Genomic DNA, 15,950 nt, shown 5'->3' with positions numbered 1-15,950 from the left:
GCCGTCTGGCGCGAGATGGCCATCGAGAAGGTCAACAAAAGCCTGGCGCACCTGGAGCGCCTGCTCGCTGGCCGCGCCTGGCTGACATCGGACACGGCGCCGACCATCGCCGACGCCTATCTGGCGGCCACGGCGCGCTGGGCAGAACCGCTGCAGCTGGCCAGCCTGGCCGATTATCCGAACACGGCGCGCGTGCTGGCGGCGCTGGAACAGGACCCCGGCATCCGCTTCGCCCACGCCATCGAAGCTGGCTTGCCGGCCACCAGCCAGGGCGGTTTCCGGGGCCACGTGGCGCTCGACCAACTGGCCACTCAGGCCGGCTAACCGGCGGTCAACTCCCGCAGCTGGCGCGTCTTTATTGCTATGATGTCGGCCTGCCGGCGGTACAGCCGGCCACGTTCATATCACATCAACAACGTCGCAATAACATTGGGAGTTTGAATGAGTTTACGTCTGCTGCTCTTGGGAGCATTCAGTGCCGCCATGGCCACCACTGCCGCCGTGCCGGCCTTGGCCGCGCCGCGCGGGTTCACCGTGGAAGACATGGTGGCCATGGAACGTGTGGGCAGCCCCGTGCTGTCGCCGGACGCCACGCGCGTCGTCTACACGGTACGCACCACCAACCTGGATAAAAACCGCGGCAACACGCAGCTGTGGATGATCGACCTGCGCGCGCCGAACGCGGCGCCACGCCAGCTCACGCGCGGCGATGCCAGCGCCAGCGACCCGCAATGGTCGCCGAACGGCGACGCCATCTACTTCCTCTCGGGCCGTTCCGGCTCATCGCAAGTGTGGCAACTGCCCCTGAACGGCGGCGAAGCAGCCAAGGTCACCGACCTGGCACTGGACGTCGACACCTACCGTTTGTCGCCGCAAGGCGACCGCCTGGCCTTCAGCATGGGCGTCTTCCTCGATTGCGCGGACCTCGCCTGCACGAAAAAGCGCCTCGATGAAAAAGCCAAGAACAAGGCGAGCGGCATGGTCTACGACCAGATGTTCGTGCGCCACTGGGATACCTGGGCCGATGGCCGCCGCAACGCGCTGTACTCGGCGCCGATCGATTCGACCGGCAAGGTCAGCGCCGCACCCGTGAGCCTGAGCGGCACCCTCGACGGCGACGCGCCGTCGAAACCGTTCGGCGACAACGGCGAATACCACTTCAGCCCGGACGGCAAGACGGTCGCCTTCTCCGTGCGCGTGGCTGGCCGCACGGAATCGTGGTCGACCAACTTCGACGTCTACACGATTCCTGCCACTGGCGGCCAGGCGCCGCGCAACCTCACGGCCGACAATCCGGCCTGGGACGCGAAAGCCACCTGGTCGCCCGATGGCCGCACCCTGGCCTATGTCGCCATGACCAAGCCTGGCTTCGAAGCGGACCGTTTCCACCTGGTGCTGATGGATGTCGCCACCGGCAAGAAGCGCACCGTGGCCGACGACTGGGACCGTTCCGTGGCCGACTTCCGCTGGACGCCGGACAGCAAGGCTTTCCTCGTCGCCGCCGATGACGTGGGCCAGCACCGTCTGTTCCACATCGACGCGGCCAGCGGCAAGGTCGCTGCGCTGACGGGCAAGGGCGCCGTGGGCGACTTCGACGTACGCGGCAATACCATCGTGCTGGCGCAAGCGAGCCTGACCTCGGGCGCGCAGCTGTACACGCGCAAACTCGACGCGAAGTCGGAAAACGCGCCGATGGTGCAGCTGACGAAGCAGAATGCGGCGGCGCTGGCCGACGTGCGTTTCGGCGAATATGAACAGTTCTCGTTTGCCGGCGCAAATGGCGAAACCGTCTACGGCCACGTCATGAAGCCGTGGAATGCCAAGGCGGGCGAAAAGTATCCGGTCGCCTTCCTCGTCCACGGCGGCCCGCAAGGCAGCTTTGGCAACAGCTGGAGCTACCGCTGGAACCCGCAAGTGTATGCAGGCGCCGGCTACGCCACCGTCTTCATCGACTTCCACGGTTCCACCGGCTATGGCCAGAAATTCACGGACTCCATCAGCGGCGACTGGGGCGGCAAGCCGCTGGTCGACTTGCAAAAGGGCCTGGAAGCGGCCACCAAGAAATTCCCGTGGCTGGACCGCGAACGCAGCTGCGCGCTGGGCGCGTCCTACGGCGGCTACATGATGAACTGGATCGCCGGTAACTGGCCGGACGGCTTCAAGTGCCTGGTCAACCACGACGGCGTGTTCGACCAGCGCGGCATGGCGTACGCGACGGAAGAACTGTGGTTCACGGAATGGGAAAACGGCGGCCCGTACTACGACGCGCCAGCCAAGCACGAACAGTTCAATCCCGTCAACTTCGTGAAGAACTGGAAGACGCCGATGTTGGTGGTCCAAGGCGACCTGGATTTCCGCATCCCCACCGCACAAGGCCTGGGCACCTTCACGGCGCTGCAGCGCCAGGGCATCCCGAGCAAGCTGCTGGTCTTCCCGGACGAAAACCACTGGGTGCTGAAGCCAGCCAATTCGCTGCTGTGGCATCACACTGTTTTGGATTGGTTGAATACCTACACGAAGAAGTAAGCGGATACATGTCGGATTACGGCCTTCGGCCTAATCCGACCTACGTAAAAAAGCCGCGCGGTGCAGAGATGCACCGCGCGGCTTTTTATCGTGCAAGTGGATGGTAGGTCGGATTAGCGGCGCGCAGCGCCGCGTAATCCGACACAGCAGCACATCAATACGTATTGAGCGCCTTGGCAAACTTCACGATCCACAAACGGCTAGGACGCTCGCGGTCGTCGCCGCGCGCCACGCGGATGGTGTTGGCCGCGTTGCAGCCGGCCGCGCTGCTCGTGACGATGGTGCCGTTCGCATCGACCGTGCACTTGGTCACATCGGCGCCATCGACTTCCACGCCGTTCGCGTCAAAGATCTTGGTTTTCAGGCCGAAGTCATTGTCGTTGGCCAGCGCGATGGTGGAGTCGTCGATCAGGGTCAGGCCTTCCGCCTTTTCCGCCGCCCAGCCGATGGCGTTCAAGTCCAGCAGCAGGGTTTTCTTCAACGGCGTGACGGCGGCCCAGTCGGCGCCATTGACGGCCGCGCCGCCCATGCTGCTCTTTTCCAGGTCGGACGTCGCCGCGTTGAAAGCGGCGGCCGCGATATCCGTGGCGCCCTTCAGTTCGACCAGCATCAATTTATTGAACACCTTGCCCGACGGCGCGGCGCCCTGCTCGATGACGAGGAATTTGCCGCCGCCCAGCGCCACCATGTCGCCCAGCTTGGCGTTGCCCGTGCGGCCATCCTGGTAGTCGGCCGCATTGAGCGGATACGCGTACATCTTGCCGCTGCTGCCCGTCGTCGGGTCGAATTCGATCCAGCGCGTGAAGCGGGCAAAGCGCTCGACCTGTTCATTCTTCTTCGTCACCGTGTACGGCGCCGTGCCGTCGGACAAGGGGCTTTGCAGGAAGGCGTACAGCTTGTCGTTGCTCGTATCTAAGGTCATGCCTTCCATGCCGCGGTTGGCGCGGCGCTTGGCGAACAGGGCCGGCAAGCCCTTGCCCGGCTCGTACTTGGCCTGGATGATGCCCGTGGCGGCATCGATCTTGACGATGAAAGGGCCATATTCGTCCGACACCCACAGCGCATTGCGCTTGGCGTCGACGACGATGGCTTCCGAATCGAGGCCGCCCGCGTTGAAGACGGCCTTGCCGGCTGCATCGAACTTCATCGCATCCATGACGGGAATCTCGGCCGAATTGCCGACGGCGCCCACGGGCACGGGCAAGCCCGAGCTGTTGACGGTGGCCGACACCTTGATCGGCGTGCTCGATGACAGGACGGCGCCGTTCTTGCCCACCGTGAGCACGCCGAACGATGGGGTAAAACTGGGCGACGGGAATATCTTGCTGCTGATCGTGCCCTTGCCCGATGGATCGGGCACCAATGGGCCGTCGCCGTTCGGGCCACGGTCCGTCAAGCCATAGAATTCCAGGTCGCCCGCCGCGTTCTTGCCCTTGTAAGCCAGGCCGGAACCGTACGATGGCAGGAAGCCGTTCGGGAATTCGCCCTTGATCTTGGCGTTGGCGCCTTCGTACGGCACGTAGAATTTATCGGCCGCCTGGATCTGGTAACGCGTCACCGTCACTTTCACTTCGCCCACCGGATTGGCTTGCGTCAGGACCTCGTTGACGGGCGCGCCCGCTTTCGAGGCGAGCGTGTCTTCGAAATGCTCGCGCACGAGGGCGCGGCGCTCCGCATCGACCGTGCGGCCGGCGAATTTCGCGCCCACGGCGGTCAGATGCGCGGACAGGGCAGCGTTGAAAACGGCCGGGGCGGCGGCAAAGTCCAGCGTCTTGCCGGCCAGCGCGGCCTTCACTTCGGCCGTCAGCCTGATGCCGTTCGACGGATCGCTGTCCTCGTCGAGCAATTGCAGCGCCAGCAGGCGGTTGACGACCTTGTCGTCCGCCACGTTGGTGCTGGCGGCCAGCGCCAGCGGCGTGACGATGGCGCCGCATGGGGCAGAACCCAGGGCCAGGCCGCCCACGCTGAAGGCCACCGTGTCGCCCGGATTGCACGTGAATTCGCCCTTGGCATTGGTGCTGGCCTTGGCCGCGCTGCCGGCCACGTAATCGAGTCCTTCCACCGCGCCGTCGAGGAACACGCCCGTTTGCGCCACGGGCCTGGAAGGCTCCGCCGGCGTGTTATCGCTGCCGCCACAGGCGGCCAGGGTCAGGCCGGCGGCGATGGCCAGCAGGGTCAGTTTCGGGATCGACGTTACGGCAGTGTTCATGCATTCCTCGGCTAAGGTGGGATTGAAGCCGTGGAGCATAACCAGTCAACGTGACAAGCCCGTGACAGTCCTCATGCCTGTGGCATATCCGCCACGGGCCCGCCGATGCCGCCAAAGCGGCCATCGGCCTGGCGCCGGAATTGCTTCGGCGTGACGCCCTTCACCTGCAAAAAGCGGCGGTTGAAGTTGGCCACGTTCTGGAAGCCCACGTCATAGCAAACGTTGGAGACGTATTGATCCGTGTCCATCAGCAGCTGGCAAGCCTTGTTGATGCGCAGGCGGCTGAGAAAATCCGTAAAACTGTTGCCCGTCGCCTTGCGGAAGAAGCGCGAGAATTTACTCAGCGACATGCCCACCTGCTCGGCCAGCATTTCCGCCGAAATCGGCTCGCGGTAATTGTCCGTGATGTAGTTGAGGACGGAATTGACCTTGGCCAGGGTGGCGTCATCGTCGTACGAGCGCAGGGAGGCGCTCGACAGCAAGCGGTAATTGGCCGTGCGCGCCAGCTTGCTCATTAATTGCACGAATGCGGCGAAGCGTTCGGCGCCATGCGTGGCGCGGATGCGCGCCAGGTGCTGCTCCGCTTCCGCGCCCATCCCGAAAAACTCCACGCCATAGCTGGAGCGTTCCAGCAGCGGCAGCAGTTCGCGCAATTCGGGGATGAGGCGCGCGGCGCCCGCGAGCGGCGCGTGGGCGAACTGCACGATCATGTCGCGCAGGGCCACGCCGCCTTCCGGCATGACGTTGGAAATCCAGTTGTGCGGCAATCGCGGGCCCGTCAGCACCAGGTGGCCGGGCGAAAATTCGCCGATATAGTCGCCCACGAACAATCGCCCGCTGGTGGCGACGATCAGGTGCAGCTCATATTCCTCGTGGCAGTGCCAGCGCACGCGCGAGCTGGGATAGCCATGTTCCAGGTAATTGATGATGCCATCGTAGCTTTCGCGTTCCAGTTCGGGCGCCTTGCGCTCGCTGTCCCTCTGCCATAGGTGTTCCATGCTAGTCTCTCCAAGGCTGTCCCCGCCTGCGCCCTCGAATGTACCTCAAAAAACCTCAGGCGCCAAAACGGCCCAGCGCCTGCTGGCGAAACTCCTTCGGCGTCATGCCCTTGAGTTCCAGGAAACGCCGGTTGAAATTGGCCACGTTATTGAAACCGGACTCGTAGCAGATGTTGCTCACATACCTCTCCGTCTCCATCAGCAGCTGGCAAGCCTTGTTGATGCGCAGGCGGTTGACGAAGTCCGTGAAGCTGTTGCCCGTGGCGCTGCGAAAGAAACGCGAAAACGTCCGCTCGGGCATGTCCACCTGCTCGGCCAGCTGTTTCAGCGAAAACTGGCTGCTGTAATTGTGCACGATGAAATTGATGGCCGAACTGATGCGCGCCAGCGCCACGTCGTCATCGCTCGATTGCATCGGCACCGTCGACAGCAGCTGGTAGTCGCTGGTTTGCGCCAGTTCGCCCAGCAAGGTCAAAAATTCGATGAAGCGCGGCAGGCCGCTACTGTCGCGGATGCGCCGGAAGCGGCGCAGCGACTGTTCGCTGACGCCAAAGAATTCCACGCCGTGCAAGGCGCGCTGCAGCAGCGGAAAAATATCCTTCAGTTCGGGAATGGCGGAGGCCATCGAGGCCAGCGGCGCATGCGAAAACTGGATCACCATGTCGCGCAAGGCCACGCCTTGCGGCGGAGTGCCGAGCGAGACCCAGTTGTGCGGCACGCGCGGCCCCGTCAGCACCAGGTGGCCAGGCGTGAACTGGCCGATGTAGTCGCCAACAAAAACCTTGCCGCTGCTCTCGACGATCAGGTGCAGTTCGTACTCCTCGTGGTAGTGCCAGCGCACCAATGCATTCGGAAAGCCGTGCTCCAGGTAGCGGATGAAGCCGAAACTGCCTTTCGGCTCGAAGCCGGGGGTGGCGTCGCGCTGCTGTTCCAGCTCCATTTGCGGCAATGAGGCATCGGCTTTGCGTGGCATGGCGCACCCTCCCCGTCAGGCGACGATCTGTTCCAGCGCCGCGCGCGCGCCCAGCCCATACAGGCTGGCCAGCGCATCGCTCACCGCCTGCGTGAACGCTGCTGTGTCGCTCAACTCGCCGAACAGTTCGCGCAAGGACAGCAAGGCCGCAGCGTCCGCCCCGCCCTGCAGCGCCAGCGCGCGCAGGCGCGCCGCATACGGATCGTTCAAGGGCATCTCGCGCCCCGCTTCGTCATGGCCTTCCAGGTAGCGGAACCAGCACGCCACGGTAAACGCCAGCAGCTCGATGGCGCCCCCCTTGGCCAGCGCTTCGCGCACGGACGGCAGCACGAATTTCGGGATGCGCGCGGAACCCTCCGTGCCGATGCGCGCCAGCTGGTCGCGCACGGCGGGGTTCGAGAAGCGCTCGATCAGGGTATCTTTATAGCGCGCCAGATCGATGCCTTCCACTTCGTCGAGCAAGGGCGTCACTTCCTCGTCCATCATGCGCCGCACGAGTGCGCGGATGCCAGGATCTTCCATCGCTTCGTGCGCAAACGTGTAACCGAGCTGCATGCCGATGTAGCACAGGGCCTGGTGGCTGGCATTCAGGAGGCGCAGCTTCATTTTTTCATACGGCAGCACGTCGTGCGTCATCTGCGCGCCCACCAGCTCCCAGGCCGGCCGGCCCTGCGGGAATTCGTCTTCGATGACCCATTGGCGGAACGGCTCGCACACGACGGGCCAGGCGTCGATGATGCCAAAGCTGTCGCGCACGAGCGCCCGGTGTTCATCCGTGGTGGCCGGCGTGATGCGGTCGACCATGCTGTTGGGGAAGCTGCCATAGCTGGCCAGCCAGCGCGCCAGATCCCCGTCGCGCAGGGCGACAAAGGCCAGCAGCATCTTGCGCGTGACGTCGCCATTGTTTTGCAGGTTATCGCAGGACATGATGGTAAACGGCGCCAGGCCCCGCTCGCGGCGCAGGGCCAGCGCGGCGGCCAGGTAGCCGAACGAGCAGCGCGGCGCCTGCGGATGCGCCAGTTCGTAGACGATATCGGGGTGAGCCGCGTCGAATTCGCCCGTGCCCTGGTTCACATAATAGCCGCCCTCGGTGATGGTCAGCGCGACGATGCGCGTGCCAGGGTCGGCCAGCTTTTCCAGCACGGCTTGCGGCTCGTCGGGCGCATACAGGTAGTCGCCGATGCAGCCGATGATGCGCGCCGTATCGCCGGCCGCGCTGCGCTCGACCACCGTGTACATGCCATCCTGCGCCCGCATGGCGTCGCGCATGGCCGCATCGTGCGCCAGCAAGCCCACGCCGCAATAGCCCCACTGCGCGTGTTCCTGGCCCGGCAAGGCCAGAAAATCGTCGAGGTACACGGCCTGGTGGGCGCGGAAAAAGCCGCCCACGCCGATGTGCACGATGCTGGGTACGAGCGTCTCGCGCGCATACGCGGGCACGGTAACGCTGGCCGGCAGCTTGGCCAGGTTCGCCTGTTTCAGTTCAATGGCGCTCATTTCAAACTCCCTTGGCGGCGGCATAGGTCTTGCCGGCGCGGTCAAAATAATGGACGAAGCCCGGCTCGAACGTCAGATGCGTCTGCTGGCCCGGCTGCAGGCTGCTGCGCTCGGCGCCGCGCGACACCACCTGCACGTTGTTCGGCAAGCGCACGTAGGTCAGGGTTTCCACGCCCAGGGACTCCACCAGGTCGACGGTGACGGGCACGCTGCCCGGCTGCGCCGCGCCCAGGTGCACGTGTTCCGGGCGGATGCCGACAAAGCCGTCCGCCTGCGCCGCGCTGCCCGCCTGCGCCAGCAACTGCGGCGCCGCATCGGCCGGCACCACGTTCATGCTCGGCGTGCCGATGAATTGCGCGACAAAGCGGTTCGCGGGACGGTCATACAGTTCCAATGGCGAGCCATGCTGCTCGATCTGCCCATCGCGCAGCACCACGACCCGGTCGGCCAGGGTCATCGCTTCGACCTGGTCATGCGTGACGTAAATCGTGGTGGCGCCCAGTTCGCGGTGCAGCTTGGCGATCTCGATGCGCGTCTGCACGCGCAGGGCCGCGTCGAGGTTCGACAGCGGCTCATCGAACAGGAATACTTTGGGGTCGCGCACGATGGCGCGGCCGATGGCCACCCTCTGGCGCTGGCCGCCCGACAGCTCCTTCGGCGTGCGTTCCAGGTATTTACCCAGGTCGAGGATGGCGGCCGCCTTGTCGACTTTCTCGCGGATGATGGCCGGATCGACGCCGGCCAGTTTCAAGGCAAACGACATGTTCTGGAACACCGTCATGTGCGGATACAGCGCATACGATTGAAAGACCATCGCCAGGTCGCGCTTCGACGATGGCAAGGCCGTGATGTCGCGCCCGTCGAGCGACAGCTTGCCGCCGTCGATCGGCTCCAGGCCCGCGATCAGGCGCAGCAAGGTGGATTTGCCGCAGCCGGACGGCCCGACAAAGACGACGAATTCGCCCTGTTTGATCTCCAGGTCGATGCCCTTGATGGCGCGGTGCTCGCCAAAGAATTTCTCGATATTGCTCAGTTGAAGGTAAGCCATGATGTCATCCTAATTTTTACTTAACGGCGCCAAAGGTCATACCTTGGACCAGTTGCTTTTGGCAGAACCAGCCCAGCGCCATGATGGGCGCAATCGCCATCAGCGACGCGGCCGACAATTTGGCCCAGAACAGGCCTTCCGGACTCGAATACGAGGCGATGAGCCAGGCCAGGGTGCCCGCGTTGGACGCGCCCAGGTTCAGCGACCAGAACGATTCATTCCACGACCACACCATGCACACGAGGGCCGTGGACGCGATGCCGCCCACGGACAGGGGCAGCACGACGTGGCGGAATTCATCCCACACGGTGGCGCCATCCATGCGCGACGCCTCGAGGATTTCGCGCGGCAGCTCCTTCATGCTCGTGTACAGCAGCCAGATCATGATGGGCAAATTCATCAGCATGAACATGATGGTCAGGCCGATGCGCGTGTCGAGCAGGCCGAAGTACTGGTAGCAGATATAGATGGGCATCAGGGCGCCCACGCCGGGCATGTAGCGCGAACTGAGCATAAATTTCAGCAAGCCGATGGTGCCGCCCGTGGGAAAGAAGGCCATCGAATACGCGGCCGGGATGGCGATCAACAGGCCAATGGCCGTCGAGAGCACGCTGGTAAACAGCGAGTTCCACGCGTAGCCGAAGTAATTGTCGCGCGCCAGCACTTCGCGGAAGCTGTCGAGCGTGGGCGTGAAGAACAGCAGCGGCGGCGTGGAAATGGCTTGCCCTTCCGTCTTGAAGGCCATCAGGCCCAGCCAGAAGATGGGAAAGAACAGCAGCAGCGCGACCAGCCAGGCGGCGGCTGTGCGGCCATACAGATTGAGTTTGCTATGCATCAAGGTCTCCTTATTTCGACAGATTCTTGCCGATGACGCGCATCAGGAAGAAGGCGGCGATGTTGGCGATGAGCACGGCGAACAGGGCGCCGGCCGAGGCCGCTCCCACGTCATACGACAGCAGTGCCTGCTGGTAAATCATGAAGGTGATGGTGGTCGTATCGAAACCAGGACCGCCGCCCGTGGTGGTAAAGATTTCCGCAAAGATCGACAGCAAAAAGATCATCTCGATCATCAGCACCACCGAGACGGCGCGGCCCAGGTGGGGAATGTAGAGGTAGCGCAACTGCTGCAGATAGGTGGCGCCATCCATGCGCGCCGCTTCCAGCTGTTCCCGGTCCATCGATTGCAGGGCCGTCATGAAGATCAGGCAGGCGAACGGCAGCCATTGCCACGAGACCATCATGATGATGGAAAACAGGGGGTGGGCCGACAGCCAGTCGACGGGCGTGGCGCCAAAGAACAGGCTGATCTGCGCGAACAGGCCGTAGATCGGGTTGAGCAGCATGTTCTTCCACATCAGGGCATTCACGGCGGGCATGACGAGGAAGGGCGAAATCAGCAGCACGCGCACGATGGCGCGCCCCGGGAACGCTTCATTGATCAGCAAGCCCAGCGCCGTGCCCAGCACCACCGTGATCAGCATGACGGAAAACAGCAGGGTAAACGTGTTCTGCAATGCCGGCAGGAAAGAGGCATCGGTAAAGAAAAAGTGAAAATTGGCCAGGCCATGGAAAGGATGGCCACTCGGATCGAGCATGGAATAGCGCACGAACGCGTAATACAAGGTGATCAGCAGCGGGATCACGGAAATGACGGAGACGGCGACCACGGCCGGCGTCAGCAAAGTCCGGGGGATAATGCGTTTCATAGGATTCTCTTGGGACAAGGTGAAATCTGGGGTCAGACCCGGCGGGTCTGACCCCTGCTTTACGCCGTTGGGATAAGCAAACTACTCGACAAGGACGCTGCGTTATTTGTAGTAGCCGCCCTTGCGCATTTCTCTTTCCGCCGTCTGCTGCGACAATTCCAGCGCCTGGTCCACCGTCACTTTGCCCAGCAATGCCGCCGCCATCTGCTGGCCTGCCGCCACGCCGATCACCTGGAATTCCGGGATGGACGCGAATTGCACGCCCACGTACGGCGATGGCGGCAAGGTGCTTTGCACGGCGCGCGTGGTGGCCAGGGCCTTGCCTTCGGCGGCGGCAAATTTCGCCACTTTCTGGAACTCGGGGCTCGCATACGTCGACTTGCGCGTGCCGGTCGGCACGTTGGCCCAGCTCGTTTCCTTGGCCACCAGTTTCACGTAGTCGGGTGAGGTGGCCCAGTTGATGAAGCGCTGCGCTTCGTTCGGGTGCTTCGAGCTCGCTGGAATGGCCAGCGACCAGATCCACAGCCAGTTGGCGCCCCGCTCCGTCACGCCGACGGGCGACTGGGCAAACGCCACCTTGTCGGCCACCTTGCTTTGCTTGGGATCCGTGATGAAGGAGGCGGCGATCGTCGCGTCGATCCAGATGCCGCACTTGCCCTGATTGAACAGCGCCAGGTTTTCATTGAAGCTGTTGGCGGCCGCGCCCGGCGGGCCGTATTTCTTCATCAGGTCGACATACATGTTGACCGCGTCTTTCCACGGCTTGCTGGTAAATTGCGGCTTCCATTTCATGTCGAACAGCTGGCCGCCGTAGGAATTGGCCATGGTGGTGATCAGGGCCATATTGTCGCCCCAGCCCGGCTTGCCGCGCAGGCAGATGCCGTACACGCCGTTGGCCGGATCATGCAGCTTGGCCGCCACGTCGCGCAGCTGGTTCCAGCTTGGGCGGTCCTCGATGGTCACGCCCGCCTTTTTGACCAGGTCGCTGCGGTACATGATCATCGAGCTTTCGCCATAGAACGGCGAGGCGTACAGCTTGCCGTCGCCGGACAGCCCTTCGCGGATGGCGGGCAGCAAGTCGTCGATATCGTATTTGGCGTCCGGCTTGATGGGGATCAGCCAGTTTTTCTTGCCCCAGATGGGTGTTTCATACAGGCCGATGGTCATCACGTCGAACTGGCCGCCCTTGGTGGCGATATCGGTGGTCATGCGCTGGCGCAAGACGCCCTCTTCCAGTGTCACCCATTTGAGCTTGATGTCGGGATTGGCTTGCTCGAAGAACTTGCTGAGCTTTTGCATTTCGATCATGTGGCCGTTGTTGACGGTCGCGATGACCAGGTCGGTAGCGGCGAAAGCGGACGAGCTGAGGCAGCCGGCGATCAGCGCGGCAATGGCGGAACGTTTCATTGTGTGTCTCCAGTGTTTTTTGTCGTTGGCAATGCTCAGGTACTTGGCACCACGACCACAATGTAGCACCGGACTTTGATACTTTCTGATACTCCAAAACCGCAATTCGATACTCCTTTGCAAACCTGCCATGCGCAAGAGTATCGATATGTGGCAAAAACAACACTCTGAAAGAAAGTATCAGCACTTGCACGTTTTGTATCAGGGTGGTTAAAAAAGCGCTGCTAGACTTGGTTTTCGGCATTAGACCGCGTGCGGTGACCGTCCCCCGGGGCGCCACCGCTACCACCTACATTCTTCTGGAGACCGCATGAACCGCACTGCATTGAAAACCTTACCTGCCCTCATCCTGGCCATCGCCAGCGCTTCCGCCATGGCCGACCCCATGTACCCATCCGACGCCGAAGGCTTCCACGGCTACCTGCGCGCCGGCGCCGGCAGCAATACGTCGGGCGGTGGCGGTTCGCAAGGCTGCTTCGGCCTGGGTGGCAACACCATGAAATACCGTCTGGGCAATGAGTGCGACGCCTACACGGAATTCGGCTACACCAAGTCCGTCGCCAAGTCCGGCGGCGTGAACTACCTGGCCACCATCTGGGTCAACGCCTACGCGCCAAACTCGGATTTCGGCGACAACAAACTGGGCATCGTCAAGGCCTATGTCGAAGCGCAGGGACTCGATTTCCTGAACGGCGGCACGGCCTGGATAGGTAAGCGCTTCTACTACCGTCCTGACATCCACATGCTGGACTTGCAGTACATCAACATGAACGGCACGGGCGCCGGCCTGGACCGCATTCCTGCAGGACCGGGTAAATTCTCGTACGCCTTCTTCAAGGACAACGACGTCAAGGTCCCGTTGCCGAACGGCGGCGTCAACACCAAATCGGCCGTGCGCCAGAACTTCATCTTTGGCGAGATTCCCGTCAATGAAAACGGCACGCTGGACCTGGCCGCGACCTACATCATCGGCGAAGGTAAGGATGACGTCATCACTGGCAAGCGCAATAACGGCTGGCAGCTGTCGGCATTCCACCGTCAAGGTAAAGTGTTTGGCGGCGGCAATACCTTCGGCGTGCAGTACGGCGTCGGTCCTGGTACGGGCAAGGGCGCACAGTTCGGCGCCTCGGGCGACACCACTTTCGGTTCGGACGTGAAACGCACGCGTATCTTCAATGACATGGCGATCCAGCCGATGGCCAACTTCGGCATGGAATTCGTCGCCCTGTGGCAAAAAGACGAGTCGAACGCCAACGGTTCCTCGACCTGGACCTCGGTCGGCGTGCGTCCCGTGTATGCATTCACCGACAACTTCAAGCTGGTGGGCGAACTGGGCACGGACCGCGTGACGCAAGCGGGCGGCCTGCCGGCCAAGCGCTTGACCAAGCTGACCATCGCCCCGACGATCTCGGCCGGCCCTGGCCTGTGGTCGCGTCCTGAACTGCGCGCTTTCGTCACCTACGGCAAATGGAACGATGCGGCCACCGCCTCGGTCAATGCGTCGAACAACGGCGGCCCGATCTACAACAACAATACCAGCGGCACCTCGTATGGTTTCCAGGTAGAAACCTGGTTCTAAACGGAATCAGCGGTAAAAACTAAAAAAGGGCGGAACCTCGGTTCCGCCCTTTTACTTTACGGCATCACCAATTTACGGCAGCGCCACCGGCAGTTCCGGATACTCCTGCGTCAACGCATACTTGGTGCCGCCCACGGTGACCGTGTAGTTGGCCGGTCCCGAGATCGGCAAGCGGTAGTTCAGGGTCAGCGCCACGGAGCCGCCCGGCGCCAGCGATTGCCAGGCGGGAATCGCAAAGCGGGCACGGTTGTAGTTCTTCGTAAAGCCGCCGATATTGTTCGGCCCCGTGTAGCCGGCATTGATCACCGTCAAGCCGAAGCCGGACTGGTCGCTCATGTCCGACGGTGCCGACACGGGATAGTCGAACTCCACCACGGTGCCGCCCGGCAGGGTCGACGTGGTGTTGTTCTTCACCGTCATCACGGGATTGATGGGGAAGTTGTTGTCGCCCAGCTTCCATCCGCCCAGGGTGATGCTGACGTTGGCCGCCGTGCCCGGCATGGCGATTTCGGCGCGCTTGTTGCCATACACGCCAGCCGTGCGGAAAGCCTGGTACAGCACGTCCGTCAGGGTGGTACCCATGAAGTACTCGCCCTTGCCGCTGTTGCGCGTGGCATCCCAGGCATAGTCGCCCGCCATTTCCCAGATCATCACGCCGCCGATATTGTTGTTGACGATGTACTGGGCCTTGGCCGCGATCGATTGCGTGGTTTCTGTGGAAATGAACACTTTCTTGGTCGCATTCCACAGCCACGGCGCCACCATGGTACTGCTGTAATACGGCACATAGCTGCCCACCAGCGCCTTGTCCGTGACTTTATACGCATCGAGGTAGCTTGGAACGATGCCGTTCTGCAAGTTCAGCGCATGCCAGATGGGGTTGCCACCGCCCGGCGTGGGGTTGCCCTGCGAGTCTAGGTCATACCAGACGTTGTCGATGCCAGTGGCGCCCGTGCCGCAGGTCTTGGTGCCGGCGCAGGTGACAGTGGAACTGATCAGTGGCGTCGTGCCCCACAGGCCGTTCGTGCCGCCCGTCACATCCTTCCAGCCCCGCGTGTAGAACGGCACGCCGATATTGATGCGTCCTGCCTGCATGGCGCCACGGTAGTAGCGGTAGGCCCAGTCCGTGTTCAGGTAGCCGATGTTCTGGAACTGGTAGGCGTTACCGGCGCGCAATTCGCCATCATTGCCATCGTCAAACAGCGCCGCGTTCGGTCCCACATACTGGTTCCAAGCGCCATGCAAGTCATAGCTCATCAGGCTGGCGTAATCGAGATATTTCAATCCCGACATGTTTTCTTCGCCACGCAAGACCCAGCCCGAGGCGGAACCGGCGATGGTCAGCAGATAGTATTTATTGTCCTGCACGGCCGCTTCGTCGAGCTTCTGGCGCAGCACTTTCAGCAGCACGTTGTAGCTCGTCATCAGGCCGGCCAGGCGCGGCTTCGAGACGGCGAAGTCGTTCGGATTGCCCGCTTCATTGTTGGTGGTCGGATGTTCGTAATCGACATCGACGCCATCGAAGAAGTTATATTGGCGCACGAAGGCCACCATGGAATCGGCCAGGGTGTTGATGCCGGCCGTGTTGATGCTGCCATCCGCGTTCGTCGTGGCCGTGTAGAAGCCGCCGCTGCCGGCCCAGCCGCCCACGGATATCATCAGTTTCACGCCCGGATACTTCTTCTTGTATTGCGACAGCAAGTTGAAGTGGCCCTTGTACGGCAGCGACGGGTCCATGGCGGCGGCCGGCACGTTCGGCCATGTGAGGCCCGTATCGGGATTGGCCGCGCCGCTGCCGATGGCGATTTTTGACGTGGCCGGGTCGACGGAAGCGAACGCATAGTTCAGGTGGGTGATCTTGTCCCACGGCAGGTTATTCACGAGGTAAGTCGGGCTGCCATCGACGCCCGTGCGCCAGCTGGCGAAGTAGCCGACGATGCGCCGGTTCAAGCCATTGCTCAGCACTTCGCGGCCATTCGTATCGTACACCTTGCAGTACGGCACATT

General features: G+C 62.5%; 12 protein-coding genes. 3 read left to right on the top strand and 9 right to left on the bottom strand.

What is annotated here, in order from left to right; genetic code table 11:
- Window positions 1-324 (top strand): glutathione S-transferase C-terminal domain-containing protein (locus tag HWE17_RS27130; protein ID WP_176390919.1); only part of this gene is annotated, 324 nt, incomplete at its 5' end.
- A gap of 159 nt (window positions 325-483) precedes the next feature.
- A complete protein-coding gene (locus HWE17_RS27125) occupies window positions 484-2,526 on the top strand; it encodes a S9 family peptidase (protein ID WP_176390921.1) in 2,043 nt (680 codons plus the stop codon).
- A 154-nt stretch (window positions 2,527-2,680) separates the two neighbouring features.
- On the opposite strand, the gene HWE17_RS27120 is transcribed toward HWE17_RS27125, so the two are convergent.
- The 8 genes from HWE17_RS27120 to HWE17_RS27085 form a co-directional block, all read right to left on the bottom strand.
- Window positions 2,681-4,735: an esterase-like activity of phytase family protein gene (locus HWE17_RS27120; protein WP_176390918.1), complete on the bottom strand. Its 2,055-nt coding sequence runs from the start codon at window positions 4,733-4,735 to the stop codon at window positions 2,681-2,683.
- Window positions 4,736-4,806: 71 nt separating this feature from the next.
- On the bottom strand, window positions 4,807-5,733 hold the full coding sequence (locus HWE17_RS27115) for an AraC family transcriptional regulator (RefSeq protein ID WP_051959516.1): 927 nt from the start codon (window positions 5,731-5,733) through the stop codon (window positions 4,807-4,809).
- Window positions 5,734-5,788: 55 nt separating this feature from the next.
- The gene (locus tag HWE17_RS27110) at window positions 5,789-6,706 is read right to left on the bottom strand and encodes an AraC family transcriptional regulator (protein WP_176390917.1); all 918 of its coding nucleotides are present in this window, start codon (window positions 6,704-6,706) and stop codon (window positions 5,789-5,791) included.
- A 15-nt stretch (window positions 6,707-6,721) separates the two neighbouring features.
- A complete protein-coding gene (locus HWE17_RS27105) occupies window positions 6,722-8,203 on the bottom strand; it encodes a mannitol dehydrogenase family protein (RefSeq protein ID WP_176390916.1) in 1,482 nt (493 codons plus the stop codon).
- Window position 8,204: 1 nt separating this feature from the next.
- A complete protein-coding gene (locus HWE17_RS27100; RefSeq protein ID WP_176390915.1) occupies window positions 8,205-9,251 on the bottom strand; it encodes an ABC transporter ATP-binding protein in 1,047 nt (348 codons plus the stop codon).
- 16 nt (window positions 9,252-9,267) lie between these two features.
- Complete coding sequence (locus tag HWE17_RS27095) at window positions 9,268-10,086, bottom strand: carbohydrate ABC transporter permease (RefSeq protein ID WP_035826517.1); 819 nt, start codon at window positions 10,084-10,086, stop codon at window positions 9,268-9,270.
- A 10-nt stretch (window positions 10,087-10,096) separates the two neighbouring features.
- Window positions 10,097-10,957, bottom strand: coding sequence for a carbohydrate ABC transporter permease (locus HWE17_RS27090; protein ID WP_099402681.1), 861 nt, complete (start codon window positions 10,955-10,957; stop codon window positions 10,097-10,099).
- Window positions 10,958-11,059: 102 nt separating this feature from the next.
- Entirely contained in the window at window positions 11,060-12,364 is a 1,305-nt protein-coding gene (locus HWE17_RS27085; protein WP_176390914.1) for a sugar ABC transporter substrate-binding protein, read from the bottom strand.
- A gap of 310 nt (window positions 12,365-12,674) precedes the next feature.
- On the opposite strand from HWE17_RS27085, the gene HWE17_RS27080 reads away from it, so the two are divergent.
- Window positions 12,675-13,943: a carbohydrate porin gene (locus tag HWE17_RS27080; RefSeq protein WP_176390913.1), complete on the top strand. Its 1,269-nt coding sequence runs from the start codon at window positions 12,675-12,677 to the stop codon at window positions 13,941-13,943.
- A gap of 72 nt (window positions 13,944-14,015) precedes the next feature.
- Here HWE17_RS27080 and HWE17_RS27075 read toward each other — a convergent pair.
- Window positions 14,016-15,950: glycosyl hydrolase family 18 protein (locus tag HWE17_RS27075; protein WP_255206405.1), on the bottom strand; the 1,935-nt coding region annotated here is incomplete at its 5' end.

This window comes from Janthinobacterium sp. BJB401 (assembly GCF_013372745.1).
In the GTDB taxonomy this organism is placed as follows: domain Bacteria; phylum Pseudomonadota; class Gammaproteobacteria; order Burkholderiales; family Burkholderiaceae_D; genus Janthinobacterium; species Janthinobacterium rivuli.
The sequence above is the reverse complement of the archived record's forward strand: the minus strand, read 5'-3'. Positions and strand labels throughout refer to the sequence as shown.